General features: G+C 71.8%; 25 protein-coding genes and 1 pseudogene. 14 read left to right on the top strand and 12 right to left on the bottom strand.

The window, feature by feature from the left end; genetic code table 11:
• Positions 1-38: 38 nt before the first annotated feature.
• The 5 genes from AB0J68_RS05835 to AB0J68_RS05815 all read right to left on the bottom strand — a co-directional run bounded on the left by AB0J68_RS05835 (position 39) and on the right by AB0J68_RS05815 (position 6,304).
• The gene (locus AB0J68_RS05835; RefSeq protein WP_355066633.1) at positions 39-920 is read right to left on the bottom strand and encodes a potassium-transporting ATPase subunit C; all 882 of its coding nucleotides are present in this window, start codon (positions 918-920) and stop codon (positions 39-41) included.
• Complete coding sequence (gene kdpB / locus AB0J68_RS05830; protein WP_363936464.1) at positions 920-3,115, bottom strand: potassium-transporting ATPase subunit KdpB; 2,196 nt, start codon at positions 3,113-3,115, stop codon at positions 920-922. The genes AB0J68_RS05835 and kdpB overlap by 1 nt, the downstream gene beginning before the upstream one ends.
• 20 nt (positions 3,116-3,135) lie before the next feature.
• Complete coding sequence (gene kdpA, locus AB0J68_RS05825) at positions 3,136-4,791, bottom strand: potassium-transporting ATPase subunit KdpA (RefSeq protein ID WP_355066635.1); 1,656 nt, start codon at positions 4,789-4,791, stop codon at positions 3,136-3,138.
• Positions 4,791-4,880: a K(+)-transporting ATPase subunit F gene (gene kdpF / locus AB0J68_RS05820; protein WP_036390805.1), complete on the bottom strand. Its 90-nt coding sequence runs from the start codon at positions 4,878-4,880 to the stop codon at positions 4,791-4,793. Before kdpF ends, kdpA begins: the two co-directional genes overlap by 1 nt.
• A gap of 383 nt (positions 4,881-5,263) precedes the next feature.
• Positions 5,264-6,304: an SAM-dependent methyltransferase gene (locus AB0J68_RS05815; protein ID WP_355066636.1), complete on the bottom strand. Its 1,041-nt coding sequence runs from the start codon at positions 6,302-6,304 to the stop codon at positions 5,264-5,266.
• A gap of 24 nt (positions 6,305-6,328) precedes the next feature.
• On the opposite strand from AB0J68_RS05815, the gene AB0J68_RS05810 reads away from it, so the two are divergent.
• Positions 6,329-7,201: a zf-HC2 domain-containing protein gene (locus tag AB0J68_RS05810; RefSeq protein WP_363936460.1), complete on the top strand. Its 873-nt coding sequence runs from the start codon at positions 6,329-6,331 to the stop codon at positions 7,199-7,201.
• A gap of 7 nt (positions 7,202-7,208) precedes the next feature.
• Here AB0J68_RS05810 and AB0J68_RS05805 read toward each other — a convergent pair whose 3' ends face one another.
• The gene (locus AB0J68_RS05805; RefSeq protein WP_363936457.1) at positions 7,209-8,687 is read right to left on the bottom strand and encodes an NAD(P)/FAD-dependent oxidoreductase; all 1,479 of its coding nucleotides are present in this window, start codon (positions 8,685-8,687) and stop codon (positions 7,209-7,211) included.
• A 137-nt stretch (positions 8,688-8,824) separates the two neighbouring features.
• Here AB0J68_RS05805 and AB0J68_RS05800 point away from each other — a divergent pair.
• A pseudogene (locus AB0J68_RS05800) lies at positions 8,825-9,161 on the top strand (pyridoxamine 5'-phosphate oxidase family protein).
• A 20-nt stretch (positions 9,162-9,181) separates the two neighbouring features.
• On the opposite strand, the gene AB0J68_RS05795 reads toward AB0J68_RS05800, so the two are convergent.
• The gene (locus AB0J68_RS05795) at positions 9,182-9,814 is read right to left on the bottom strand and encodes a TetR/AcrR family transcriptional regulator (protein WP_363936456.1); all 633 of its coding nucleotides are present in this window, start codon (positions 9,812-9,814) and stop codon (positions 9,182-9,184) included.
• A 95-nt stretch (positions 9,815-9,909) separates the two neighbouring features.
• A complete protein-coding gene (locus tag AB0J68_RS05790; protein ID WP_355066640.1) occupies positions 9,910-10,308 on the bottom strand; it encodes a VOC family protein in 399 nt (132 codons plus the stop codon).
• Positions 10,309-10,428: 120 nt separating this feature from the next.
• Between AB0J68_RS05790 and AB0J68_RS05785 the strand changes: the two genes are divergently transcribed.
• On the top strand, positions 10,429-11,385 hold the full coding sequence (locus tag AB0J68_RS05785) for a YafY family protein (RefSeq protein ID WP_363936454.1): 957 nt from the start codon (positions 10,429-10,431) through the stop codon (positions 11,383-11,385).
• A 78-nt stretch (positions 11,386-11,463) separates the two neighbouring features.
• Here the strand turns inward: AB0J68_RS05785 and AB0J68_RS05780 are convergent, their stop codons facing one another.
• Complete coding sequence (locus AB0J68_RS05780) at positions 11,464-11,721, bottom strand: hypothetical protein (RefSeq protein WP_355066642.1); 258 nt, start codon at positions 11,719-11,721, stop codon at positions 11,464-11,466.
• 113 nt (positions 11,722-11,834) lie between these two features.
• On the opposite strand from AB0J68_RS05780, the gene AB0J68_RS05775 reads away from it, so the two are divergent.
• Complete coding sequence (locus AB0J68_RS05775; RefSeq protein WP_354855564.1) at positions 11,835-12,053, top strand: hypothetical protein; 219 nt, start codon at positions 11,835-11,837, stop codon at positions 12,051-12,053.
• Positions 12,054-12,104: 51 nt separating this feature from the next.
• Here AB0J68_RS05775 and AB0J68_RS05770 read toward each other — a convergent pair whose 3' ends face one another.
• Entirely contained in the window at positions 12,105-12,437 is a 333-nt protein-coding gene (locus AB0J68_RS05770) for a hypothetical protein (RefSeq protein WP_363936451.1), read from the bottom strand.
• Between the two features lie 42 nt (positions 12,438-12,479).
• Between AB0J68_RS05770 and AB0J68_RS05765 the strand changes: the two genes are divergently transcribed.
• From AB0J68_RS05765 to AB0J68_RS05725, 9 genes are all read left to right on the top strand, one after another.
• On the top strand, positions 12,480-13,352 hold the full coding sequence (locus AB0J68_RS05765; RefSeq protein WP_354855562.1) for an alpha/beta fold hydrolase: 873 nt from the start codon (positions 12,480-12,482) through the stop codon (positions 13,350-13,352).
• A gap of 32 nt (positions 13,353-13,384) precedes the next feature.
• The gene (locus AB0J68_RS05760; RefSeq protein ID WP_354855561.1) at positions 13,385-14,545 is read left to right on the top strand and encodes an acyl-CoA dehydrogenase family protein; all 1,161 of its coding nucleotides are present in this window, start codon (positions 13,385-13,387) and stop codon (positions 14,543-14,545) included.
• The gene (locus AB0J68_RS05755; protein WP_354855560.1) at positions 14,535-15,749 is read left to right on the top strand and encodes an acetyl-CoA C-acetyltransferase; all 1,215 of its coding nucleotides are present in this window, start codon (positions 14,535-14,537) and stop codon (positions 15,747-15,749) included. The genes AB0J68_RS05760 and AB0J68_RS05755 overlap by 11 nt, the downstream gene beginning before the upstream one ends.
• An 18-nt stretch (positions 15,750-15,767) precedes the next feature.
• A complete protein-coding gene (locus AB0J68_RS05750) occupies positions 15,768-17,909 on the top strand; it encodes a 3-hydroxyacyl-CoA dehydrogenase NAD-binding domain-containing protein (RefSeq protein WP_363936447.1) in 2,142 nt (713 codons plus the stop codon).
• The gene (locus tag AB0J68_RS05745; RefSeq protein ID WP_363936444.1) at positions 17,906-19,027 is read left to right on the top strand and encodes a CaiB/BaiF CoA-transferase family protein; all 1,122 of its coding nucleotides are present in this window, start codon (positions 17,906-17,908) and stop codon (positions 19,025-19,027) included. The genes AB0J68_RS05750 and AB0J68_RS05745 overlap by 4 nt, the downstream gene beginning before the upstream one ends.
• Before the next feature lie 88 nt (positions 19,028-19,115).
• On the top strand, positions 19,116-19,562 hold the full coding sequence (locus tag AB0J68_RS05740; RefSeq protein ID WP_363936441.1) for a YbaB/EbfC family nucleoid-associated protein: 447 nt from the start codon (positions 19,116-19,118) through the stop codon (positions 19,560-19,562).
• A gap of 3 nt (positions 19,563-19,565) precedes the next feature.
• Positions 19,566-19,907 carry a hypothetical protein gene (locus AB0J68_RS05735; protein ID WP_354855556.1) on the top strand — a complete coding sequence of 114 codons (342 nt, stop codon included), beginning with the start codon at positions 19,566-19,568 and terminating at the stop codon, positions 19,905-19,907.
• Positions 19,885-20,970 carry a hypothetical protein gene (locus AB0J68_RS05730; RefSeq protein ID WP_355134485.1) on the top strand — a complete coding sequence of 362 codons (1,086 nt, stop codon included), beginning with the start codon at positions 19,885-19,887 and terminating at the stop codon, positions 20,968-20,970. Before AB0J68_RS05735 ends, AB0J68_RS05730 begins: the two co-directional genes overlap by 23 nt.
• Before the next feature lie 14 nt (positions 20,971-20,984).
• Positions 20,985-21,263, top strand: a complete 279-nt coding sequence (locus AB0J68_RS05725) for a hypothetical protein (protein ID WP_354855554.1) — start codon at positions 20,985-20,987, stop codon at positions 21,261-21,263.
• Here the strand turns inward: AB0J68_RS05725 and AB0J68_RS05720 are convergent, their stop codons facing one another.
• Both AB0J68_RS05720 and AB0J68_RS05715 read right to left on the bottom strand, forming a co-directional pair.
• Positions 21,264-22,118, bottom strand: coding sequence for a cytochrome c oxidase assembly protein (locus AB0J68_RS05720; RefSeq protein ID WP_363936437.1), 855 nt, complete (start codon positions 22,116-22,118; stop codon positions 21,264-21,266).
• Entirely contained in the window at positions 22,115-22,606 is a 492-nt protein-coding gene (locus AB0J68_RS05715; protein ID WP_354855552.1) for a DUF2243 domain-containing protein, read from the bottom strand. Before AB0J68_RS05715 ends, AB0J68_RS05720 begins: the two co-directional genes overlap by 4 nt.
• Positions 22,607-22,744: 138 nt before the next feature.
• Here AB0J68_RS05715 and AB0J68_RS05710 point away from each other — a divergent pair, with 138 nt between their 5' ends.
• Complete coding sequence (locus AB0J68_RS05710; protein ID WP_363936434.1) at positions 22,745-23,986, top strand: DUF2786 domain-containing protein; 1,242 nt, start codon at positions 22,745-22,747, stop codon at positions 23,984-23,986.
• Positions 23,987-24,011: the final 25 nt, after the last annotated feature.

Genomic DNA, 24,011 nt, shown 5'->3' with positions numbered 1-24,011 from the left:
GCCGTGCCCGGTCGGCACGGCCCCGCCCGCGGGGGTGCTCAGCGCGCGGCGAACTGCCGGTCGAGGGCGATGTTGAGCTCCAGCACGTTGACTCCGGGCTCACCCATGAACCCGAGCCCACGCCCGTCGGTGTGCTCCTCGACCAGCTTGCGGACCGCCGCCGGGTCCGCGCCGCGCTCCCGCGCGACCCGGTTCACCTGCAGCTCGGCGTACGCGGGACTCATCTGCGGGTCGAGGCCGCTGCCGCTGGCGGTGACCGCGTCGGCGGGCACCGCCGGGTCGGCCGGCGCGTCGCCCCGGATCGGGGTGATGACCCCGCCGATCGCGATGTAGTCCTCGCCGGGCTGGGCCAGCTCCACTGTCACCCCCTGGTACGAGGTGACGAACGGTGTGGCCGGGGCGACCTGGTTGACGCTTACCACCCGGGTGACCGGGCCGGTCAGACCGTCGGCACGGAACACCGCGAGCACCGCGCCCACCCCGTCGTCGGTGCAGTAGGGGCGGCGGCCGTCGACGCCGTTCAGCTCGCCGACGGCCTTGCTGCGCCCGCAGACCTGGGTGAGCAGGCTCTCGCTGGACTCCTCCGGGTCGGTGGCCACGGTGTCGACCACGCTCTCCGGGCCGAGGTTGCTGGCCGAGGTGGACGTCGGGTCGTAGCCGTCACCGGCGGCCGACGGGCGAGACTGGAAGTAGCGCGGGACGGGGTTGCCGTCCGCGTCGGTGAAGGACTGGCCGATCAGCGAGCTGCCGACGGTGTTGCCGCCCACGGTGATCAGCGAGCCGTCGGCCTTGTGGTTGAGGCCGGGCAGCTGACCGAGCGCGACCAGGGCCAGCGGGTAGACCAGCCCGAGCAGCACCGTGAAGACGAGCAGGGCACGCAGGGCGGCGAGGTGTTGGGCGAGCCAGGTGGGTAGGCGCATCACGAAATCCCCGGGATGAACTGGATGAGCAGGTCGATGAGCTTGATCCCGATGAACGGCACGATGATGCCGCCCAGCCCGTACACCAGCAGGTTGCGGCTGAGCAGCTTCGACGCGGCGGCCGGCCGGTACCGCACGCCGCGCAGGGCGAGCGGGATCAGCGCGATGATCACCAGGGCGTTGAAGATGACCGCGGACAGGATCGCCGACTCCGGGCTGGCCAGCCGCATGATGTTCAGGGCGTCCAGGCTCGGGTAGAGGCCGGCGAACATGGCCGGGATGATCGCGAAGTACTTCGCGATGTCGTTGGAGATGCTGAACGTGGTCAGCGCCCCACGCGTGATCAGCAACTGCTTGCCGATCTCCACGATCTCGATCAGCTTGGTCGGGTCGGAGTCGAGGTCGACCATGTTGCCGGCCTCCTTGGCGGCCGACGTACCGGTGTTCATGGCCACCCCGACGTCGGCCTGCGCGAGCGCCGGCGCGTCGTTGGTGCCGTCACCGGTCATCGCGACCAGCCGGCCACCCTCCTGCTCCCGCTTGATCAGCGCGAGCTTGTCCTCCGGCGTCGCCTCGGCCAGGAAGTCGTCCACCCCGGCCTCGTCGGCGATGGCCTTCGCGGTACGCGGGTTGTCGCCGGTGATCATCACGGTACGGATGCCCATCCGGCGCATCTCGTCGAACCGCTCCCGCATGCCGGACTTGACGACGTCCTTGAGGTGGATGACGCCCAGGGCGCGGGCCGGCTCACCGTCGACGTGCTCGGCGACGACCAGCGGCGTACCGCCGGTGCTGCTGATCCCGTCCACGATCTCGCCGACCTGCTCGGTCGGGTGGCCGCCGTTCTCCCGTACCCACTTCATGACCGCGGCGGCGGCGCCCTTGCGGACCCGGCGGCCCGTGCCCGACGCGCCGCCGTCGACGCTGGCGTCCGGGGTCAGGTCGACGCCGCTCATCCGGGTCTGCGCGGTGAACGGCACGAACGTGGCGTGCGGCATCACGCCCGGCTCGCGCTCGCGCAGCCCGCACTCGTTCTTCGCCAGGACGACGACCGAGCGCCCCTCCGGGGTCTCGTCGGCCAGGCTGGACAGTTGCGCGGCGTCGGCCAGGCACGCCGCGTCGACCCCCTCGACCGGGACGAACTCGGCGGCCTGCCGGTTGCCCAGCGTGATGGTGCCGGTCTTGTCCAGCAGCAGGGTGTTGACGTCGCCGGCCGCCTCGACGGCCCGGCCGCTCATGGCCAGCACGTTGCGCTGCACCAGCCGGTCCATGCCGGCGATGCCGATGGCCGACAGCAGCGCGCCGATGGTGGTGGGGATCAGGCAGACCAGCAGCGAGACCAGCACGACACCTGTGACACCGGAACCGGTGATCGCCCCGCTGTCCGGCGCGGCCGCCTGGTACGCCTTGGAGAAGATCGCCAGCGGCTGAAGGGTGACCACGGCCAGCAGGAAGATGATCGTGAGCGCGGCGAGCAGGATGTTCAGCGCGATCTCGTTCGGCGTCTTCTGCCGGTTGGCGCCCTCGACCAGGGCGATCATCCGGTCGATGAAGCTCTCCCCCGGCTTCTGGGTGATCTTCACGATGATCCGGTCGGAGAGCACCTTCGTGCCGCCGGTGACCGCGCTGCGGTCCCCGCCGGACTCCCGGATGACCGGGGCCGACTCGCCGGTGATGGCCGACTCGTCGACGCTCGCGATGCCCTCCACGATGTCGCCGTCGCCGGGAATGATGCCGCCCGCCTCGACCAGCACGATGTCGCCCTGGCGCAGCTGCGGCGCGGGCACCGCCTCGTCGCGGTAGGTGTTGGCCCGCGCGCCCGGCTTCCAGTCGACCAGCCGGGTGGCGATGGTGTCCTGCTTGGCCTGTCGCAACGCGGCGGCCTGGGCCTTGCCCCGGCCCTCGGCGACCGCCTCGGCCAGGTTGGCGAAGATCACGGTCAGCCAGAGCCAGATGGTGATCGCCCAGGCGAACACCGACGGGTCGGTCACCGCCAGGACGGTGGTGAAGGCCGCGCCGATCTCCACGATCAGCATCACCGGGTTGCGCCACAGGGTGGTCGGGTTGAGCTTGCGTACGGCGTCCGGCAGGGACCGGATGAGTTGCTGGGGGTCGAGCAGGCCCCCGCCGACCCGGTTGCCCTGCGTTGCCGGGGTGCCTGGCAGTTGCTCTGTCGGGGCGGACGTGACGGACATGTCCTCGTTCCTCATGATGGTCAGAGCCCTTCTGCCAGCGGGCCGAGCGCGAGCGCGGGCAGGAAGGTCAGCGCGACGAGAACCACCGTGACGCCGACGACCATGCCGATGAACAGCGGTCGATGGGTCGGCAGGGTGCCCTCGGACGCGGGGGTGGGTGCCTGGCGGGCCAGCGAGCCGGCCAGCGCGAGCACGAAGATGAGCGGCAGGAACCGGCCCAGCAGCATGCACAGCCCCAACGCGGTGTCCCACCAGGTGGTGTTCACCGTGATGCCGGCGAAGGCGGAACCGTTGTTGTTGCTGGCCGAGGTGAACGCGTACAGCACCTCGGAGAGGCCGTGCGGGCCGACGTTGAGCGCCGTCGAGTTGTTGCCGGTGGCGAACGCCGCCGCCGTGCCGACCAGCACCAGGATCGGCGTGATCAGGAAGTACAGCGAGGCGAACTTGATCTCCCGCGACCCGATCTTCTTGCCCAGGTACTCGGGGGTGCGGCCGACCATCAGGCCGGCGATGAACACCGTGATCACCGCGAGGATCAGCAGGCCGTAGAGGCCGGAACCGGTGCCGCCGGGCGCGACCTCGCCGAGCATCATGTTGACCATCGTCATCATGCCGCCGAGCGAGGTGAACGAGTCGTGGAACGAGTTGACCGCTCCGGTCGAGGTGAGCGTGGTGGCGGCGGCGAAGGTGGCCGAGTTCGACACGTCGAACCGCACCTCCTTGCCCTCCATCGCCGCACCGACCGCCTGCGGGACCGTGCCGTGGCCGGCCAGCTCGAAGATGTTGGTGATGGCGACGCTGAGGAACGCGAGGATGCCCATCACCGCGGCGATGGCGTAACCCTGCCGGTTCTGCCCGACCATCCGGCCGAACACCCGGGGCAGGCTGAACGGGATCAGCAGGATCAGGAAGATCTGCAACCAGTTCGTCCAGGTCGTGGGGTTCTCGAACGGGTGGGCGCTGTTGACGTTGTAGAAGCCGCCACCGTTGGTGCCCAGCTCCTTGATCACTTCCTGGCTCGCGACCGGGCCGCCGGTGATGGTCTGGGTGCCGCCGGTCAGCGTGCTCACGTCGGTGCCGCCGGAGAGGTTCTGCACCACCCCGCCGATCATCAATACGATGGCCCCGAGGACCGCGATCGGCACCAGGATGCGCAGCACGATCCGCGTCAGGTCGACCCAGAAGTTGCCGAGTTGCCCGGTGCGGCTGCGGGCGAAGCCGCGTACCAGCGCGACCGCCACCGCGATGCCGACCGCCGCCGAGGCGAAGTTCTGCACGGCGAGACCGGCCATCTGCACCAGGTGGCCCATCGTCGACTCACCCGAGTACGACTGCCAGTTGGTGTTGGTCACGAACGACACGGCCGTGTTCCACGCGCCGTGCGGCACCACCGGGTCGAAGCCCAGCGACAGCCACAGGTGGTTCTGCACCCGCTGGAACAGGTACAGGAACAGGATCGAGACCGCGGAGAACGCGAGCACGCTGCGGGCGTACACGCCCCAGGTCTGCTCGGCGGCCGGGTTGACCCCGACCAGGCGGTAGATCCCCCGCTCGATTCGCGACTGCTTCGTCCCGGAGACCGCCCGGAACATGTAGTCACCGAACGGCTTGTAGACGGCGACCAGGGCCGCCACCAGCGTCAGCACGAAGATGACGCCCGCTGTTGTCATGGTCATCAGAAGCGCTCCGGAAACAGCAGGGCGAACACCAGGAACGCGCCCAGGACGATCGCGAGCACCAGACCGACGGCGTTGACCGCGTTCACAGCTTCTCCACCGCCCGGACCACCAGGGCGAGCACTGCGAACAGCGCCACCGTGAGGACCACGAACACCACGTCAGACACGCTGACTCCTCTAACCGGAAAGGTTCGTCGCGACCGCCTTCCGGTCGCGCCGGGCAATCAAAGCCCCACCACCCGCCGGACGGCAGGGGTCATAACGCGACCATGACGGCGGCGAACCTTTTCTTGACGCGGTTTTCACACCTGCCCATGAACAGGTGAAATGCGGCACAGAGGCGCGTCAGCCGGGGAGACGAGGGGTGGCTGTCCACCCTTTGCTCTGCTTCAACGGAGGCGACAGCGAGGCACCGACACTGTTGCGCCGGTTGAAGCAGAGCAAAGGGCCCGAAGGGGATGGGCGGCCGGTCAGGCCGGGCGGCGGGCCACCAGCACGTCGCGCATGATCGACTGGTCCACCCGGTGCCGCAGCGCGCGGTAGGGCTCCGCGTCGACAACTGTCAGGCCGGCGTCGGCCAGTGCCGCCGCCGCGTCGTCGCGGCTGGCGACGTGGGTGTTCCACGAGATGCCCAGCGCCCCGCCGGGGCGCAGCAGCCGGGCCCAGACCGGCGCGGCGTCCGCGAGCAGCGCCAGCGGGTCACGCGTCAGACCCTGATCGGCGGTACGGCTGCCGTGCTGCACGCCGTACGGCGCGTCGGCGACCACCAGGTCGACGGTCTCCGGCCGGAAGAACTCCCCCGCGCGGGTGGTGTCGGCGTTGACGACGTCGAGCAACTGCGTACGGCCCGCCTTGTGCTCCTCGCGGGTCGGCGCCAACTCGATGCGCACCCGCCGGCCGACCACCTTGCGCTCCCGCCGCACCGGCCCCGACTCCAGCACCCGGTGCTTGACCCGCTTCTGCTTCAGCCAGGTCGTGACGAACGCGCGGTACGCCTCGACGTCCTTCTGGTCGCGCTCGATCCCGGCGGCGTCGAAGCCGTACATCAGCGCCTGATTGAGGGTGGTGCCGCGACCGCAGAGGGGGTCGAGCACCCGGAACCGGCGGCTGGTCAGCTCGCCGGCCCAGTCCGACGCGAGCAGGGTGACGTTGAGCAGCAGCTTGGTGAACTGCTCGTTGGTCTTGCCGGGGTACTTCTGGATGGTGAGCAGATCGTCGTCGTAGCGGTCCAGCCGGCTCCACTCGACCGGGCGCAGCAGGTCGCCGACGATCTCGAACAGCGCGTACCCGGCGGAGAGGTTGCCCAGGACGGCCAGGTCCCGTTCGGTCAGCCCGTCACCGCTGAACGTGACGTAGGTCGCCCCGCCGACGACCTCCGTGTCCAGCTCGCCGATCCGACCGTCGAGCGCCGACCGGCCGAAGATCTCCAGCTCGGCCCTGGTGAGGTCGATGGCGGAGCGGGCGTACACCCGGTTGGTGGCGGGCAGGATCAGCAGGCCGTAGCGCGTCATGATCCGGCGAGTATTCCACAACGCGTGACGGTCGCCGGGAACCGGAGCGGCCTGCGGACCGACTACCCACACATGGGGTGTGAGCAGTGGCGGGAGGTCCTGTCCGCGCAGTTGGACGGGGAGGAGACCGCCGCCGAAGGGGCGGCGGCGCAGGGGCACCTGGACGAGTGCGCCCAGTGCCGGGCCTGGTTCGCGGCGGCGGTCGCGGTGACGCGCCGCGTTCGTACCCGATTGGTCATTGAGGTGCCCGACCGGACCGACGCGATCCTGGCCGCCGTCGGTGGCAGCGCCGCTGGCGACGCGGTTGCCGACGCCGGTGACACGCCGCCGGCTGGCCGGTCGCGCTGGCGACCCCGCCTGCCCGGCCGCGCCGGGTTGGTCGTCGGGCTGCGCGCGGCGCTCGGGCTGCTCGGCGCGGTCCAGCTCGTGCTCGGACTGGCCCAGGTGGGCCGGGGAGCGAGCGCGGACCACGTGCACGCCGCCGGCCAGCACCTGTGGCACGAGTCGGCCGCCTGGAACGTGGCGGTCGGGGCCGGCTTCCTCTTCGTGGCGGTACGCCGCAGCCCTCCGGCGGGTCTCCTGCCGATGCTCAGCGCGTTCGTCGGCACGCTCCTGCTGCTCTCGGTCAACGACCTCGCCACCGGCTCGGTGGGTGGGGAGCGCCTGGTCAGCCACGGGTTCCTGGTGGTCGGCTACCTGATCACCGCCCTGCTGTCCCGGCCCGGGCTGCGCCCCGGCGGACCCGCGCCGCAGCGGCAGCCGACGCCGTCGCGCTGGAGGTTCGGCGCGGACGAGACCGAACGGCCACTGCGGGTGGTGCACTCCGGGGCGTACCCCGCGCAGGCCGCCGACCGCTACGCCGCCCCGGCCGCGCAGACCGGCCGCCGCGCCGCCTGAGCATCGATCACGTCACGCGGCCGTAGTCGGCCGGATCCAGCCGGGCGGTACGGCGGCGGTACTCGGCGGCCATCCCCGGCCAGTTGGTGACGATCCGGCCGGTGGCCGTGCGGTACCAGCTCCGGCAGGCGGTCCACACGCTCGCGGCGAGCCGGCGTTGCAGCTCCGCGTCGTAGTCGGCGGCCACCTCGGGGCGTACCTCCAGAGGTTCGCCACCGGCGGCGAGCAGGCGCACCGCCTGCGCGATGTGCCGGGCCTGCGCCTCGTGGAAGTAGATCACCGACGTGTTGCCGGTGTTGGTGTTCGGGCCGTACATGAGGAAGAGGTTGGGAAAGCCGGGCACGGCCATCCCGAGGTACGCGTACGCGCCGTCGCGCCACTCCTCGCCGAGCTGACGGCCGGCGCGTCCGGTGACCCGGATCGGCACCAGGAAGTCGGTGGCCGCGAAGCCGGTGCCGTAGACCAGCACGTCGCAGGGGTGGACCCGGCCGTCGGCGGTGCGGATGCCGTCCTCGGTCACCTCGACGATCGCCTCGGTGACCAGCTCGACGTCATCCCGACCGAGGGCGGGCAGCCAGTCGTTGGTGAACAACACCCGCTTGCAGCCCATCGGCTCGACCGGCGTGACGCGGGCGCGCAGCTCCGGGTCGCGTACCTGCCACCACCGCTGCGCCCGCGACACACCCCGCAGCACCGCCGCGGCGACCCGGTTGCCGGTCACCGCCAGCCCGGTGAACACGGTGACCGACCAGAACGCCGCCCGGGGCACCCGCATCAGCGCCGGCACCCGCCGGTAGAGCGCCCGGCCCAGCCGCCCGTGCCGGCGGTCCGGCTTGGGCAGCGTCCAGGGCGGAGTGCGCTGGAAGACGGTGACCCGGGCCGCCCGGTCCGCGATGGCCGGCACCAACTGCACCGCGCTGGCGCCGGTGCCGATCACCGCCACCCGGGCGCCGTCCAGTCGTACCGTCGGGTCCCACCGGGCCGTGTGCATCGCCGGCCCGGCGAACCGCTGCGCGCCCGGGAGCGTCGGCACCACCGGCCGCGAGAGCTGCCCGACCGCCGGGACCAGTACGTCCGCCGTCAGTTCGGCGCCATCGGCGGTACGCAGCCGCCAGCACGCGCCGGCCTCGTCCCACGACGCGTCGGTGACCTCGGTACGCAACCGCACGCTGTCGGTAAGCCCCAGCTCGGTCACGCAGCGGTGCAGGTAATCCAGGATCTCCGAGTGCGGCGGGAAGCGCCGCGACCAGTCCGGGTTCAGCGCGAAGGAGTACGAGTAGAGCGGCGCCGGGATGTCGCAGGCGCAGCCCGGGTAGGTGTTGTCGCGCCAGACGCCGCCGATCCGGTCGGCCCGCTCCAGCAGCACCACATCCGCGTCGCCGGTGCGGCGCAGCGCGGCGGCCACCGCCACCCCGCCGAACCCGGAGCCGATGATCGCCACCCGCACCCGACCGGGACGTCGGGCGGTCGCTGCGCTGTCGGTCATGGCGGGCTCCCTCGGCGGTGCGGCCGACCGTAACAGCTTGTTGGCGGCTCGCCAACGATGCGAGCGCACCCCGCCGATCCTGTAGCCGCCCGGCGGGGCCACGTGGGTAGGGTGCTCGCCATGGTCGCGAGGGTTTCATGCCGTTGACGAATCCGTGGCTGGCTGGACCCACGCCGGCGAAGCGGCTCGACCGTGAACGACTTGAAGAGCGCATTCACAACCTACTGTCGTCGCAGAACATGTGCGTGCTCGCCACCACGGGTCCGGACGGGCCGCTGGCCACGCCGGTGCGGTACTACCCGCTCGGCTTCGCGGTCGGCGTTCCGCTGGGAGAACGAGCACGCCGAGCGGGGGCGACCGCTGTCCGAGCCGCCCGAGGACACCCTCGTGGTCATCGAGGCGGAACGGATCGTCTATACCGAGCACTGGCTGCGACGGGACGGGTTCGCGCCCCGCCAGTTCTGGCGTCGCTGAAAAGCCTTCGCCGGCTGCGGTCAGGACGGGTCGCTGGCCGCGATGACCTGTGGGACGACCTGTTCGACGATGGTCAGCAGGGTGGTGGTGAGCAGCAGGTGGACCTGCGGCCGGGTCAACGCCCCACGCTGGAGCCACTCCCGGGCGGTGGACGTCGCCAGCCCGCCGTACGCCCGGACCATCCCCCGCAACTCCTCGTGGTGCTCCGCCTCCTCGGCCAGCCCGACGGCGACGAGCATCCGGTCGGCGGCGACCTCCTCCGCCTCGGCGAGCACCCGCTCCACGTCGGCGTCGCCACCCATCCCCCGGGCGGTGACGGCGGCCAACCAGGAGGTGCTGTGCCGCGACACCACGTCGAGGAACCACGCGACGCTGGCATCCACACGGGTCCGCAGGTCACCCTTGGGCAGTCGTTCCAGGGCAACCTCGGGGATGGTCACCATGACCCGGACGACCTCCAGGTAAAGGTCCTTCTTGGTGCCGAAGTAGTGGTTGACCAGGCCCCGGGCGACACCCGCCTCCCGGGCGACGTCGGTGGTCGACACGTCCGCGTACGGCCGCTCGCCGAACAGCCGGACCGCGCAGGCCAGGATCTGCCCGCGCCGGGCGTCCGGCTCCAACCTGCGGCGGCGCGGAGCCGTCTCGACACTCATCTGCCCGACCCTATCGGCAGCTCACGCCGCCAGCTTCGGCATCGACGTCCCCCATGCCTTGTCGGAGCCGCCGGCCTCGAGGCCGCGCCGACCGATCAACGGCGGAACCTCTCGATCGCCTCGGGGGTCACCGGAGTGAAGAAGTTGACCAGGTTGCCGTCGGGGTCGCGGAAGAGCAGGGCTCGGTTACCCCAGGGCATGGTCGTGGGCTCGTTCACGAAGTCCTCCACCACGCTTTTCAGTCTCTCGTAGAGCGCGTCCACGTCTTCCACGAGGAACTCGATGATGACGCTGTGGTTGTCGGCCGGGCGGGCGGAGCCTGGCGCGAACAGTGGGACGGTGCGGGTGCTGCCGATCGCCAGCGTGCCGTGGGCGGTGCGCAACTCGGCGAAGTCCTCGTTGCCCCAGGCCGCCTGCACGCCGGTGATCTTCTCGTAGAAGCCGACCAGGCGGTTGATCTCGTCGGTGATGATGCGGATGGAGACGAAGTCCATGTCTTCTCCCTGCTCAGTACGGTCGGTACCGGTCTGTGGAGATCACGCTAGGGCAAATACTGGACAGATTTGGTCCAGTATTTTGATAAAGTTCGGACCGTGGCACGACCGACAGCCCAGGTGCTCGCACTGCTGGAGCTCCTGCAGTCCGGCGGCGTCCGGACGATGGCCGAGCTTGCCGAGCGCCTTGGTGTCGAACCGCGCACGGTGCGGCGCTACGTGAGTCATCTGGTCGACCTGGACCTGCCGGTGGAGTCGGTGCGCGGTCGCTACGGCGGGTATCGGCTCGCCGCCGGCTATCGACTGCCGCCGCTGATGCTCAGCGACGACGAAGCCTTGGCCGTCCTACTCGGCCTGATCGCCGGCCGCCGTGCCGGGTTGGCGACGGCAACAGGCGCGGCGGGCGAAACAGCCGCCGCGAAGATCCGCCGCGTCCTACCGTCGCGGACCGCGGACCGGCTGGACGCCGCACTCCAGTCCCTCGCCTTCACCGCCGAACCCGGTGACTTCCCTGCACCGCAGACCGAGGTACTACTCGCCGTCGCTGAGGCGGTCCGCCATCACCGGCCGATCTCGCTGCACTACACCTCGGGCGACGGCAGGCGTAGCGTCCGCGTGCTGCATCCGTTCGGGCTGGTCAACCATGCCGGCCGGTGGTATGTCACCGGGGTCGATCCGGAGATCGGCGAGGACCGCACCCTTCGACTCGACCGCATCGCGGACGCGAGAGCGCTGCCGGGCTCGTTCGAGCCGCCCGCCGGAAACGATCCGGCCGGGCGCCTTCTCACCTCGATGGCACAAGCGCCGTACCAGCATGCGGTGTCGCTGCGGATACAAGGAACAGTCGAGCAGATACGCAGACGACTACCGGCCAGCATCGCCGAGGTGCGAGAGGGTGCGGACGAAGGCTGGCAGGACGTGGAGATCCGGGCAGAGAGCCTCGACTGGTTGCCCGGCGTGCTCGCCGCGCTCGACCTGCCGTTCGTCATCGAACGCCCGGACGAGCTCCGCGACCGCGTCGTCGCACTCGCCGAGCGGCTGGCGGCCTCGGCACGACGTGAGTCGGCCCGCAACTAGCAAGCCGCCACCCTCACCTTGATCACTTGATGCTCACCAGTTATCAGCGCCGTTCCTGAGCTGCTGAGCATCAACTGATCACTGAATTCCGCGCTGACGCCGGATCAGGTGCCGGCCGAGATGCCGCAGGTTGGACGTCTCGGAGTACAGGGCTGCGTTGATCGCACCCACTGCGACGCCCGGGGCTCGCTGCACCCGGTCGATGTCCTGGACGACCCGGCCGATCAACGTCAGCCGACAACGGAGATCGAACAACTCTCTCCGTGCGCAGTGCAGCGCCGTCTCCAATCCCCCGACCCGCTCCCGAAGCCACGCCAACTCCGTCGCCTGATCCATCGGCCAGCCCTTCTCGTCATCTTTCTTGTCGTGGCTCTACCCTCGCCCACTCGAACGGGCTGCGCAAGTAGGTAGACGCAATTCGGCATTCCTGATCGCCCTACCGTCGAGTGATGGGTGAGGTCCCGGGTCCGCTGGTCGGCCCGCACGAGCTACAGGAGTTGCTCGGCGGCGTGAGCCGGACCCGGATGCGTCAGCTCATCCGCTATCCGACCTTCCCCGCGCCGTTTCAACGGCTGCATGGCACCACGGTCTGGCTGCGCGCCGACGTGGAGGCGTGGATCGCCGAGCACCGCCCACCGCGCCCTACCGATGGCGACGAGCCGGAGTAGGTCACGCGGCGCCACCTTCACGCACCCGCGGATCTGCTCGGGACGGCCGCCTCACGCCGTCGGGTCACCAGGTTCGCTCGGCGGCACTCGCAGAAACGTCACGCCCCGGAACTCGAACTCCGCCTGGGCGACGGCCTCCCTCTCCGTCGGATGACACGTGTCTGCCACAACCTCCCACTTCCGGTTGCAGTAGAAGAGGTAGCGGTCGGTATCGCCGTCGTAGCAGGCGATCGCGAGGCGTACGACCACGTCAGCGAAGTTGCCGACGGAGTGGCGCGTCGCACCGGTCGGCGACTGCTCTCGTCCCAGATTGGCGAACATCGTGACCCGGGCTCCGTCGAGCAGAGCCGGCGGTGTGGCACTCATGGCACGATCCTCGCCCATCGGCAGGAGTTGAATGTGAGCCCGGCGTGTGAGGGTGGGTGGATGCACCGTGGGGACCCGGACTGGCTCGCTCACTCGCGGCGTGGTGATGGACCGCCGCTGGTGCTCATCCACGGCATCGGTAGTCGGTGGCAGGTGTGGGAACCGGTGCTCGACGAGGTGGCCCGACACCGCGACGTGATCGCGCTGGACCTGCCCGGCTTCGGCGCCTCACCACCGTGGCCCGAGCCACCGAAGCCGTCGGAGCCATCAAAGCCGCCGAAGCCGCCGACGCCACCCGAGCCGCTGGCGCAGGCGGCCCCCGGGTCGGTGGAGCACCTGGCCGATCGGGTCGCCGCGTTCCTGGACGCGCTGGGCGTGCGCCGGCCCGCCGTTGCCGGCAACTCGCTCGGTGGCGGCATCGCGTTGGAGTTGGGGCGACGCGGGCTGGCCCACTCGGTGACCGCGTTCTCGCCCATCGGGTTCTGGGGGCCGGTCGGGCGACGCTGGTGTCAACTGGCGGTCGGCGGGGCCCGGTCGGCGGCTGGCGGGCTGCGGCCGGCACTGCCCCGGCTGCTGGCGAGCCGGGCCGGGCGGGTGGCGTTCTGCGGCCTGTTCTACGGCCACCCGGGTCACCTCGACCCCGATGAGTGCGTCGACTCGGCGGCGGCACTGGCTGACGCGCCCGGCTTCGCGGTGGCCCGCGCCGCGTTCGCCGGATGGCAGCTCCGTCGAGGGACGGCCGGCGCGCTCGACGACATCCCCGTGACGGTCGCCTGGGGTACGCGCGATCTCGTGTTGCCGTACCCCAGTCAGGCCCGGCGGGCCCGCGCGGCGCTGCCGGCGGCCCGGCACGTGCCGCTGGCGGGCTGCGGACATCTGCCCTTCGCGGACGACCCGGAAGCCTGTGCCCGGCTGCTGATCCAGACTTATTGACATGCCGCCAACAGCGCGCGAGGGTGGTGCACATGCCGACGCTCGATGGCTCCCCCTCGCCCTGGCGCGAACCTGAGCACGACGACCTCGCCGACCTGGCCCGCACCTTCTTCACCAAGGAGGTGCTGCCGCACACGGACCGCCTGCTGGCCCAGGGGCACCCGGACCGCGAGCACTACCGGCGTGCCGGTGAGCTGGGGTTGCTCGGCCTGTCGGTCCCCGAGGAGTACGGCGGCGGAGGCGGCGGCTTCACCCACGAGGCGGTGCTGCTGCACGAGCAGGCGTACACCGGGGAGAGCAGCCTCGGGCTGGCCGTCCACAGTGGCATCGTGACGGGCTATCTCGTCGCGTACGGCAGCGAGGAGCAGAAGCGACGGTGGCTGCCCGGCCTGTGCAGCGGTGAACTGGTCGGCGCGATCGCGATGACCGAGCCTGACGGCGGCTCGGACCTCCAGGCGATGCGCACGCGGGCGGTCCGCGACGGCGACGACTACCTGGTCACCGGCGCGAAGACGTTCATCACCAACGGCGGCCTGGCCGATCTGATTCTGGTGGCCGTGAAGACCGACCCCGAGCAGCGGGCGGCCGGCGTCTCGCTGCTGGTGTGCGAGGTGGGTGGCGACCCGGAGGGCTTCCGCCGGGGCCGGCTGCTGTCCAAGATCGGGCTGCACGCCAACGACACCGCCGAGCTGTTCTTCGACGAGTTCCGGGTGCCGGCGGCCAACCTGCTCGGCGGTGCCGAGGGGCTGGGCTTCATCCAACTCATGCAGCAACTTCCGCAGGAACGGCTGGTCATCGGCGTCGGCGCGGTGGCCGCGATGGAACGCGCGGTCGAGCTGACCGTGGCGTACGCCAAGGAGCGCACCGCCTTCGGCAAGACCCTGATGGGGCACCAGAACACCCGGATGGTGCTCGCCGAGTGCGCCACCCGCACCCGGGTCAGCCGGGTCTTCCTGGACGACTGCATCGTCCGGCACACCCGTGGCGACCTGGACGTCGCCACGGCCGCGATGGCGAAGTCGTGGCTCACCGACGGGCAGTGCGAGGTCATCGACCGGTGCCTGCAACTGTTCGGCGGTTACGGCTACACGACGGAGTACCCGATCGCCCGGATGTACGCCGACGCCCGCGTCCAGAAGATCTACGGCGGCACCAACGAGATCATGAAGGAGTTGATCGCCCGTGCCCTCTGAGGCGTACGTCTATGACGCGGTCCGCACCCCGCGCGGACGCGGCCGGGACACCGGCGCGCTGCACGGGGTCAAGCCGATCTCGCTGGTGGTCGGCCTGATCGACGCGCTGCGCGAGCGCAACCCCGGCCTGGACGTGGGCCGGTTGGAGGACTTGCTGCTCGGCATCGTCACCCCCGTCGGCGAGCAGGGCGGCGACCTGGCGCGGGCCGCCGCGCTGCTGGCCGGGCTGCCCGACGAGGTGGGCGGGGTGCAGCTCAACCGGTTCTGCGCCTCCGGTCTGGAGGCGGTCAACTCCGCCGCCGCGCGCATCCGCTCCGGCTGGGAGCACCTGCTGCTCGCCGGCGGGGTCGAGTCGATGTCCCGGGTGCCGATGGGCTCCGACGGCGCGGCCTGGGCCACCGACCCGCAGACCGCGCTGGCCACGTCGTTCGTGCCGCAGGGCGTCAGCGCCGACCTGATCGCCACCCTGGAGGGCTTCACCCGCGACGACGTGGACGGCTACGCGCTGCGGTCGCAGGAGCGGGCCGCCAAGGCGTGGGCCGGCGGGCACTTCGCCCGCTCGGTCGTACCGGTCCGCGACGGCAACGGGCTGGACATCCTGACGGTCGACGAGCACCCCCGCCCGGAGACGACCCGGGAGGCCCTCGCTCGGCTCACCCCGTCCTTCGCCACCATGGGCGAGGCCGCGGGCTTCGACGCGGTCGCGTTGCAGAAGTTCCACTGGCTGGAGGCCATCGAGCACGTCCACCACGCCGGCAACTCGTCCGGCATCGTGGACGGCGCGGCGCTGGTGTTGATCGGTTCGGAGCAGGTCGGGCAGGACCTCGGCCTCACCCCGCGCGCCCGGATCGTCGGCGCGGCCGTCACCGGCGCCGACCCGACGCTCATGCTGACCGGCCCGATCCCGGCCACCCACAAGGCGCTCGCCGTCGCCGGGCTGACCCTCGACGACATCGACCTGTTCGAGATCAACGAGGCGTTCGCGGCCGTGGTCCTCAAGTACGTCCGCGACCTGGGCCTCGACCCGGACCGCGTGAACGTCAACGGCGGCGCGATCGCTCTCGGCCACCCGCTGGGCGCCACCGGAGCCATGTTGCTCGGCACGGCGTTGGACGAGTTGGAGCGCCGCGACCTGCGCCGCGCCGTGGTGACCCTCTGCATCGGCGGCGGCATGGGCGTCGCCACCGTTCTCGAGCGCTGCTGACCCGGGGGAAAAGGACCAATGACCACCACCATCCGGTACGACCGCAGCGCCGACGGCATCGTCACGCTCACCCTGGACGACCCCGACCAGTCCGCCAACACCATGAACCGGGCGTACGCGGCATCGATGAGCGCGGTGCTGGACCGGCTGGAGGCCGAGGACGATCTCGCCGGTGTCATCGTGACCAGCGCGAAGTCGACGTTCTTCGCCGGCGGCGACCTGCCCGAGATGATCCGTGCCACCCGCGCCGACGCGCCCGCGCTGGCGGACCTGCTCGGCACCATCAAGCGGGACCTGCGCCGACTGGAGACGCTGGGCCGACCGGTCGTCGCGGCGGTCAACGGCTCCGCGCTCGGCGGCGGCCTGGAGATCGCCCTCGCCTGCCACCACCGCATCGCGCTGGACGCGCCCGACTCGCGGCTCGGGCTGCCCGAGGTGACCCTGGGTCTGCTGCCCGGGGCCGGCGGCGTCACCCGGACGGTGCGGATGCTCGGCCTGGCCGGGGCGCTGACCACGGTGCTGCTCACCGGCCGGCGGATGCGCCCGGCCGACGCCCTGGCCGCCGGGATCGTCAACGAGGTCGTCGCCACCGAGGCGGAGATGCTGGATCGCGCGCGGGCCTGGATCGCTGCCAACCCGCACCCGGCCCAGCCGTGGGACCGGCCGGACTATCGGATGCCCGGTGGCACCCCGGCCAGCCGTTCGCTGGCCGCGCAGCTGCCCGCCTTCCCGGCCACCCTGCGCAAGCAGCTCAAGGGCGCCCGGCTGCCCGCGCCCGAGGCGATCCTGGCCACCGCCGTCGAGGGCGCACAGGTCGACCTGGACACCGCGTTCACCGTGGAGACCCGACACCTGATCGGCCTGCTCACCGGGCAGGTCGCCAAGAACATGATCGGCGCGTTCTTCTTCGACCTCAAGGCCGTCAACGGCGGCGCCGCCCGACCGGCCGTGGACGTCCCGCCGGTGCGGCGGGTGGCGGTGCTCGGCGCCGGCATGATGGGCGCCGGCATCGCGTACGCCTGCGCCAGCGCCGGCCTCGACGTGGTGGTCCGGGACGTGTCGCCGGAGGCCGCGGGGCGGGCCCGGGAGCACGCCGAACGACTGCTGGCCCGCCGGGTCCGCAAGGGCCGCGCCACGGAAGCCGACGCCCGCGCGGTGCTGGACCGGATCACCACCACCGACCAGGTGGACGCGCTCGCCGGCTGCGACGCCGTCATCGAGGCGGTCTTCGAGGACCCGGCCCTGAAGCAGGCCGTCTTCGCCGAGGTGCTGCCGGTGCTCGCGCCGGGCGCGCTGCTCGCCTCCAACACCTCCACCCTGCCGATCACTCAACTGGCCGCCGGCGTGGACCGGCCGGCCGACTTCATCGGCATGCACTTCTTCTCGCCGGTGGACCGGATGCCGCTGCTGGAGATCGTGGTGGGCGAACGGACCGGGGACGCCGCCCTGGCCCGCGCGTTCGACCTGGGCCGGCGGATCGGCAAGACCCCGATCGTGGTCAACGACGGCCGGGGCTTCTTCACCAGCCGCGTCATCGGCCGGTTCATCGACGAGGCGGTCGGCATGGTCGCCGACGGCGTACCGGCCGCGTCGGTGGAACAGGCCGCGTTGCAGGCCGGCTACCCGACCGGGCCCCTCGCGCTGGCCGACGAGGTGAGCCTCACCCTGATCCAGCGGATCCGCCGCCAGTTCGAGGCGGCCAGCGAGGAGTACCTGCCGCTGCCCGCGCACCGGCTCGTCGACGAGCTGGTCGACGCGTACGACCGGCCGGGCCGCGCCGCCGGACGCGGCTTCTACTCCTACGACGACGGCGTCCGGGGTCGATTGTGGACCGGCCTCGCCGACCTGGTCACCGACGCCGGCCAGGCGGTGCCGTTCACCGACCTCCAGGAACGGATGCTCTTCGCCGAGGCGCTGGACGCGCTGCGCTGCCTCGACGAGGGGGTGCTGCGTACCGAGACCGACGCCAACATCGGCTCGATCTTCGGCATCGGCTTCCCCGCCTGGACGGGCGGCGTGATCCGCTACGTCCGGCAGTACGCGGGCGGCCCGGCCGGTTTCGCGGCCCGCGCCGCCGAGCTGGCCGAACGGTACGGCGACCGGTTCACGCCTCCCGCCGACCTGGCGGACCGGCTCGCTGAGCCGGTTGGCGTCGCGTGACGGCGGCGCGCGGCGGGCCGCTGGCCGGGGTGCGGGTGGTCGAGCTGGCCAGCCTCGCGCCGGCCCCGTTCGGCTGCATGGTGCTCGCCGACCTCGGGGCGGACGTGGTACGCGTCGACCGGCCGGGCGGCCCGGGAGACGGGCGGCTCGCCGCGCCGACCGGTGGACCGTTGCAGCGCGGCCGGCGGGTCACCGCGCTGGACCTGAAGTCCCCGGCCGGTGTGGCCGACCTGCTGCGCCTCATCGATCGGGCTGACGTGCTCGTCGAGGCGTACCGGCCGGGGGTCGCCGAGCGGCTCGGCTTCGGCCCGGACATCTGCCAGGCCCGCAACCCCCGGCTGGTGTACGCGCGGATGACCGGCTGGGGCCAGGACGGCCCGCTGGCGGCTCGGGCCGGCCACGACATCGACTACATCGCGGTCGCCGGGGCGCTGGAGCCCCTGGGTCGAGCCGACGCACGCCCACACGCGCCGCTGAACCTGATCGGTGACTTCGCCGGCGGCGGCATGTTGCTGGCCGTAGGTGTGCTGGCCGCACTGCTGGAGCGGGAACGCTCCGGCGTCGGCCAGGTCGTCGACGCGGCCATGGTGGACGGATCGGCGCTGCTCACCTCGTTCCTGCACGGGCTGCTCGGCACCGGCCTGTGGGCCGCCCCGCGCGGGCGGAACCTGCTCGACGGAGGAGCGCCCTTCTACGACACGTACGCCACCGCCGATGGCGGCTTCATAGCCGTCGGGGCGCTGGAGCCGGCCTTCTACGCCGTACTGCTGGCGGGTCTCGGCCTGGCCGACGAGGCGGAGCTGGCCGACCAGTACGACCCGAGCGGCTGGGACGAGCTGCGGAGGCGGTTCACCGAACGGTTCGCCGAGCGGACCCGGGACGAGTGGACGGCGGTCTTCGCCGACCTGGACGCCTGCGTCGCCCCCGTGCTGGCCCCGGGCGAGGCGCACCGGCACCCGCACAACGCGGCCCGGGGGACGTTCGTCGAGGTCGACGGCGAGATCCAACCGGCGCCGGCACCCCGCTTCGACCGTACGCCGGCGGGCCCACCTACCCCGGCACCCGACCCGGGGCGCGACGTCGCGCCGGTCGAGGACGTTCTGTCCACCTGGGACTGATCCACAGTCGACTTCCGGGGCAGCCGTGCGGGTGCCGCATTGATACGGTCGTGCACCGACGGTGGACTGCGGACGTGGGGGGACGTGCATGGCGAGCGGGATTGATCCGTCCGGCCTGAGCAGCTCGCTCGAAGAGGCGATGCGCCTGCTGAGCCAGGCAACAGGTGCTGTCACGGCGCAGCCGGGTGACGGCGACGGGCCCGCGCCGGACGCCGAGCAGATGGTCGGGCGGGGCACCGGCGGTGACGGTCTCGTCGAGGCGGAGGTCTCCGCGTTCGGCGCCCTGCAGACGCTGGTGATCGACCCGAGCCTGTCCCGGGCCGGCACGAGCACGATCGCCGAGTACGTCCTGGAGGCGGTCCAGGCGGCACAGGCCGACGAGCGCGCCCGCCGGGCCGACCTGACGGCCGGGGCCCAGGTCGACGGCACGGCCCTCACCCAGCAGCTCGAACGGGTCTCCGAGCAGGCGTTCCGTGGCTTCCAACAGATGATCGGCGACCTGGACGCGGCCACCCGCCGGATGGATCGTCGCTGAGCCATGTCCGACGGAATTCAGGTGGACGTCGACGCTCTGCACGCCGCAGCCGCGTCGATCGCGACAACCGGCCAGCAGCTCGGCGAGGCGGTCAGCGGTCTCGAGTCGACGGTGAACGGAGCGGGTAATCCCTGGGGCGCCGACGAGGCGGGCTCCCTCTTCGGGGCCGTGTACGTCGAGGTCCTGACGCATGCGCTCGACGTGTACCGGTCGATGGCCGACCAGTTGTTGGAGGCCGCCGAGAACCTCGACCTCGGTGCCGACGCGCACGAGGCGACCGACCTCGCCAACGCGGAACTCTTCACGAGGATGGAGCTGCCCAGTGGGTATGCAGCTTCCTCCTGAGCTCGCCGAGGCGCTGGGCTGGGTCGGCTTCACCTGGCCGACCGCCGACGAGGAGTTGCTGTTCGAGGCGTCCCAGATGTGGTTCGCGTTCGCCGGCCGGCTGCGGACGGCGGTCGGGGAGGCCCAGGCGGGCGCGGCGCAGGTCAGCACGACCAACAGCGGCGACGACATCCGGGCGTTCGAGCAGGCGTGGCAGGACGAGGAGGGTGCGCCGCGCCGCATGGAGGACGGCGCGCAGGCGGCCGAGCTGATCGGCATGGCGTTGCTGGTGATGGCCATCATCACCCTGACGCAGAAGATCATCGTGATCGTCCAGTTGACGATCCTGGTCATTCAGGTGGCGATCGCGTTGGCGGCGGCGGCACCCAGCTTCGGCGCCTCGCTGGCCCAGATCCCCGTCTCGATCGGCCTGGCCCGGATGGCGATCCAGCGGGTCATCAAGGAGGTCATTGAGAAGGTCGTCAAGGAGATCATCCCGCAGTTGTTGAAGCGCGCGAAGACACTGCTGCGCCGCTTCACCCGAAAGGGCGCGAAGCGCGGCGGCCCGAAGCGGCCCGGCGTGCCCGGCCCGCACACCACCCCGCGCTACTCCAACACCAAGCCGATGCTCGACAAGTACCGCAACGAGCATCTGCCCGGAGGGCACTTTCCGACGGCCGTGCGCCGGCTCAGCCCCGAGGAGCTGGAACAGCACCGGGTCTTCTTCGACAGCAACGGCGTGCTGCGCAGCGCGCGCAACGGCGAGCCGTTCGACACGTCGAGCGCGCAGACCGTGTTCAGCGGAAACGGTCAAGCGATCTTCGTGATGGACCGCAACGGCAACCTCTACGCGTCCAACTACCAGAAGGTCGGCGACTTCCACCACTCCACTCTGGGCGGCGGAAACCCGGTCGCCGCGGCCGGCGAGCTGGTCGTCAAGGACGGTAGGGTCCAGTACGCCACGGCGCGCAGCGGTCATTACCAGCCCGAGCCCAGCCACATGGCCAATCTCGACGCCGAGTTCAAACGCAACGGCGTCAACGGGGTTCCGATTCTGGGCTGGGATGGCGGCCGGATCTTCTAGGGGAGTCGACGAGCATGGGTACGGACAGTTGGAAGGGCCACGTCAACGGGATCCTCTACGGGGTCCAGTTCGACAGGTCGCTCGACGATTCGGTGGTGACCCGGGTCGCCGACGGGGTGGCCGCCGGGCTCTACCCGGGTGGCCGGGCCGAGACGCGGGACGCGCTGGAGCAGGCGCTGCTCTACTCGGGCCCGCTGAACGACCAGGCCGAGACGCACCACAGCGAGGACGACATCCGCGCGTTCTTCCGGCGGCTCTCCGCCGCCCTGGCGGCCCCGCCCGCACAAAGTTGATCAAGAGGTTCGCGTCACGGCATCGCGGTGTTGTGACGCGAACCTCCTGTTCACCAGGGGTGGGCGGGAGCGGTGGTACCAGGTTGCGAAGAGTGCCACCGCCAGCAGCAGCTCCGCGACGTCGCCGCCGTAGTACATGAGGTGGGCGGCCGACCCGAACGCCGCGGCGTCCGGGTCGGTCAGCCCCGGGGGCAGGGTGCCGGCCTGCGCGTAGAGGTACTTGGCGAGCGCGGCGTGGCCAGCCGACGCGCCGAGCAGCGCGCCGACCCGCACGGCCAGCCCGGGGCGGCGGGGCGCGGGGTCCGGCCCGGCCAGCGACCAGGCGAACAGGTAGCCCGCGCCCAGGTAGTGCAGGTGTACGCCGTGGTGCAGGGCTGGCTGGCGTTCCGCCGTCGCGTACAGCGGGGTGAGCAGCACCAGCGCCAGCCCACCCGTGCTCAGCAGCGCGGCGGTGACCGGGTGGGCGATCAGGTGCAGCGCGCGGGCGCGCAGCAGCCGGCCCACCCGCCGACGCGTCGAGGTGGGCGCGACGTGCAGCAGCAGCGTCACCGGGGCGCCGAGGACCAGCCCGAGCGGTGCCAACATGCCGAGCAGCAGGTGCTGCGCCATGTGCCCGCGCGGGTCGTCCGAGAGGTGGGCCAGCGGCCCGACCGCGACCGCCAGCACGGTGCAGCCGGCCAGCCAGGCGAGAGTACGCCGATGGTCCCAGCCACGCGGGTCGCGTACGGCGGCCAGCAGGTAGCCGACGGCCAGCACCGCGACCGGGAGCAGCGGCAACCAGCCCGGCCCGTCCGCCGGGTGGCCCCCGTGCGCCCATGGCACCACCGCCGCCCGGCCCGGAGCGACTGCCGTCACCGGGGGCCGTCATCCGGTCGGCGGGACCGCGTCCGCCAGACCAGCGCCGCGCCGGCCAGCAGCAGGACCGCGCCGCCCACGTTCCACACCACGTCGTACGGCACCAGGTGGACGCCGTAGCGGATCTGGTGCACCCGGAGCACCTTGTGGTCGACCAGCCCGTCGAAGAGCTGGAATCCTCCGGCGCCGAGCAGGAAGCCACCCCAGACCAGCCGGGGTGACAGGGCCAGCCGTCGGCGCAGATCGGCGAACCAGAAGAACCCACCGACCAGGGCGATCACCTCAGCGGCGTGCAGCAGCCCGTCCGAGAGCAGCGCCACCGACGGGGTGGACCGGTCGTAGAAGTGGTGCCAGGCCAGCAACTGGTGAAAGACGATCTCGTCCACGGCGGCCATGATCGCGACCCCGATCAGGACGCCCGCGAGCGTGGACGACCGGCGGTCCGGCGCGGCGACGGGACGCCCTCGCGGCAGGCTCGAACCGACCACCACACACCTCGCATCCGCCCGGGTCACGGCCGAACTACCCCAAACTGGCCGAGTCATGCCCGCCGAAGCCGTGCCGGCATGATCATTGGGTGGGGCGGCCGGATGCCTCGCCGGCAGCGGAGACCGAAGGAGGTGCCTGTGCCGGACGCGGACGAACTCGTCGCCGACGCGCTCGCGGCGGTGCGCGGCACCGACGTACGACAGGCCGAACGGCAGCTGGACCGGCTGATGGTCGGCACCGGCGCGGCGGACGGCGCCACGGCGGTGGACGCGGCCCTGCGGCGTCGGCTGGTCCGTGGCCTCGGGCAGCTCTGGCCAGGCGGCTGGCAGCCGGTCGACGTGCACCGGATCACCGCGCGGCGGCTCGACGCACGGGCGGCCCGGCTGGTCCGGGACGCGCTGGCCGCTCAGCGACGCGAGCAGGCCGGGCCGGTCCCCGACTGGTGGGACGACCAGCTACGTGCTCTGGCCGCCGAGGGCCGGGACGACGGCGACGACCTGCTGGCCGCCTGGACCGCCGCGGAGGGACTGGACCGGGCCGACGCTCTCCGGGCCGCTGTCGACGTGCTCGCGCTGGTGGAGAGCCTGCCGCCGATCGCGGTGCTGCGCCCGCCGCCCGGCTCGACCGGGGCGACGATCCCCCGCACCGCCGGTACGGTCCGCAGCGGGTCGCCGATGCTGGACCGGGTACGCGCGCTGCTCGCGAAGGCCGAGTCGACCACCTTCCCGGCCGAGGCGGAGGCGTTGACCGGGAAGGCGCAGGAGCTGATCGCCCGGCACAGCATCGACGAGGCGTTGCTGGCCGCCGGGGCGGAGCCCGGCGATGTGCCGGGCGGGGTCCGGCTGGGCACCGAGACCCCGTACGCGGGGGCGAAGGCGCTGCTGGTGCAGGAGGTGGCGGCGGCGAACCGGTGCGAGGCGGTCTGGTCCGACGACCTCGGTTTCACCACCGTGCTGGGGTGGCCGGCGGATCTCGTGGCGGTGGAGCTGCTCTACACCTCGCTGCTGGTGCAGGCCACCGCCGCGATGCTGCGCGGGCGCACCGAGCGCCGGCCGGGGTCGGGCCGGCGGACGAAGGTGTGGGACGAGTCCTTCGTCAACGCGTTCGCGCTGCGGATCGGTGAGCGGCTGCGCGCGGCCACCGAGGCGGCCGACCAGGCGGCTGCCGAGACGGCCGGCCCGGAGCGTCTGCTACCGGTGCTCGCCGCCCGTGGCGAGGCGGTCCAGGAGCGGCTGGGCGCCCTCTTTCCGGGTGTCACCCGACACCGGCTCAGCGTCCGCGACGCCGAGGGCTGGTCGTCCGGCACCTCGGCCGCTGACCGCGCCGCGCTCGACCTCGGCGGCGGCCAGCGGCCTCGACAGGTGCCGGGCCGACCCTGATCCGCACGGCGTGGGACCACCGCCG

Source organism: Micromonospora sp. NPDC049580 (assembly GCF_040675595.1).
GTDB lineage: Bacteria > Actinomycetota > Actinomycetes > Mycobacteriales > Micromonosporaceae > Micromonospora.
Note: the sequence above shows the minus strand (reverse complement) of the source record. Positions and strands in the feature narration are given on the sequence as shown.

What these genes read in the sequence shown, in the direction of transcription:
- AB0J68_RS05735 (WP_354855556.1), top strand. Translation starts at nt 19,566, where the DNA reads ATGTCCGACGGAATTCAGGTGGACGTCGACGCTCTGCACGCCGCAGCC.
- AB0J68_RS05750 (WP_363936447.1), top strand. Translation starts at nt 15,768, where the DNA reads ATGACCACCACCATCCGGTACGACCGCAGCGCCGACGGCATCGTCACG.
- AB0J68_RS05795 (WP_363936456.1), bottom strand. Translation starts at nt 9,814, where the DNA reads ATGAGTGTCGAGACGGCTCCGCGCCGCCGCAGGTTGGAGCCGGACGCC.
- AB0J68_RS05725 (WP_354855554.1), top strand. Translation starts at nt 20,985, where the DNA reads ATGGGTACGGACAGTTGGAAGGGCCACGTCAACGGGATCCTCTACGGG.
- AB0J68_RS05805 (WP_363936457.1), bottom strand. Translation starts at nt 8,687, where the DNA reads ATGACCGACAGCGCAGCGACCGCCCGACGTCCCGGTCGGGTGCGGGTG.
- AB0J68_RS05740 (WP_363936441.1), top strand. Translation starts at nt 19,116, where the DNA reads ATGGCGAGCGGGATTGATCCGTCCGGCCTGAGCAGCTCGCTCGAAGAG.
- AB0J68_RS05815 (WP_355066636.1), bottom strand. Translation starts at nt 6,304, where the DNA reads ATGACGCGCTACGGCCTGCTGATCCTGCCCGCCACCAACCGGGTGTAC.
- AB0J68_RS05765 (WP_354855562.1), top strand. Translation starts at nt 12,480, where the DNA reads ATGCACCGTGGGGACCCGGACTGGCTCGCTCACTCGCGGCGTGGTGAT.
- AB0J68_RS05775 (WP_354855564.1), top strand. Translation starts at nt 11,835, where the DNA reads ATGGGTGAGGTCCCGGGTCCGCTGGTCGGCCCGCACGAGCTACAGGAG.
- kdpA (WP_355066635.1), bottom strand. Translation starts at nt 4,791, where the DNA reads ATGACCATGACAACAGCGGGCGTCATCTTCGTGCTGACGCTGGTGGCG.
- AB0J68_RS05835 (WP_355066633.1), bottom strand. Translation starts at nt 920, where the DNA reads ATGCGCCTACCCACCTGGCTCGCCCAACACCTCGCCGCCCTGCGTGCC.
- AB0J68_RS05770 (WP_363936451.1), bottom strand. Translation starts at nt 12,437, where the DNA reads ATGGGCGAGGATCGTGCCATGAGTGCCACACCGCCGGCTCTGCTCGAC.
- AB0J68_RS05780 (WP_355066642.1), bottom strand. Translation starts at nt 11,721, where the DNA reads ATGGATCAGGCGACGGAGTTGGCGTGGCTTCGGGAGCGGGTCGGGGGA.
- kdpB (WP_363936464.1), bottom strand. Translation starts at nt 3,115, where the DNA reads ATGTCCGTCACGTCCGCCCCGACAGAGCAACTGCCAGGCACCCCGGCA.
- AB0J68_RS05790 (WP_355066640.1), bottom strand. Translation starts at nt 10,308, where the DNA reads ATGGACTTCGTCTCCATCCGCATCATCACCGACGAGATCAACCGCCTG.
- AB0J68_RS05760 (WP_354855561.1), top strand. Translation starts at nt 13,385, where the DNA reads ATGCCGACGCTCGATGGCTCCCCCTCGCCCTGGCGCGAACCTGAGCAC.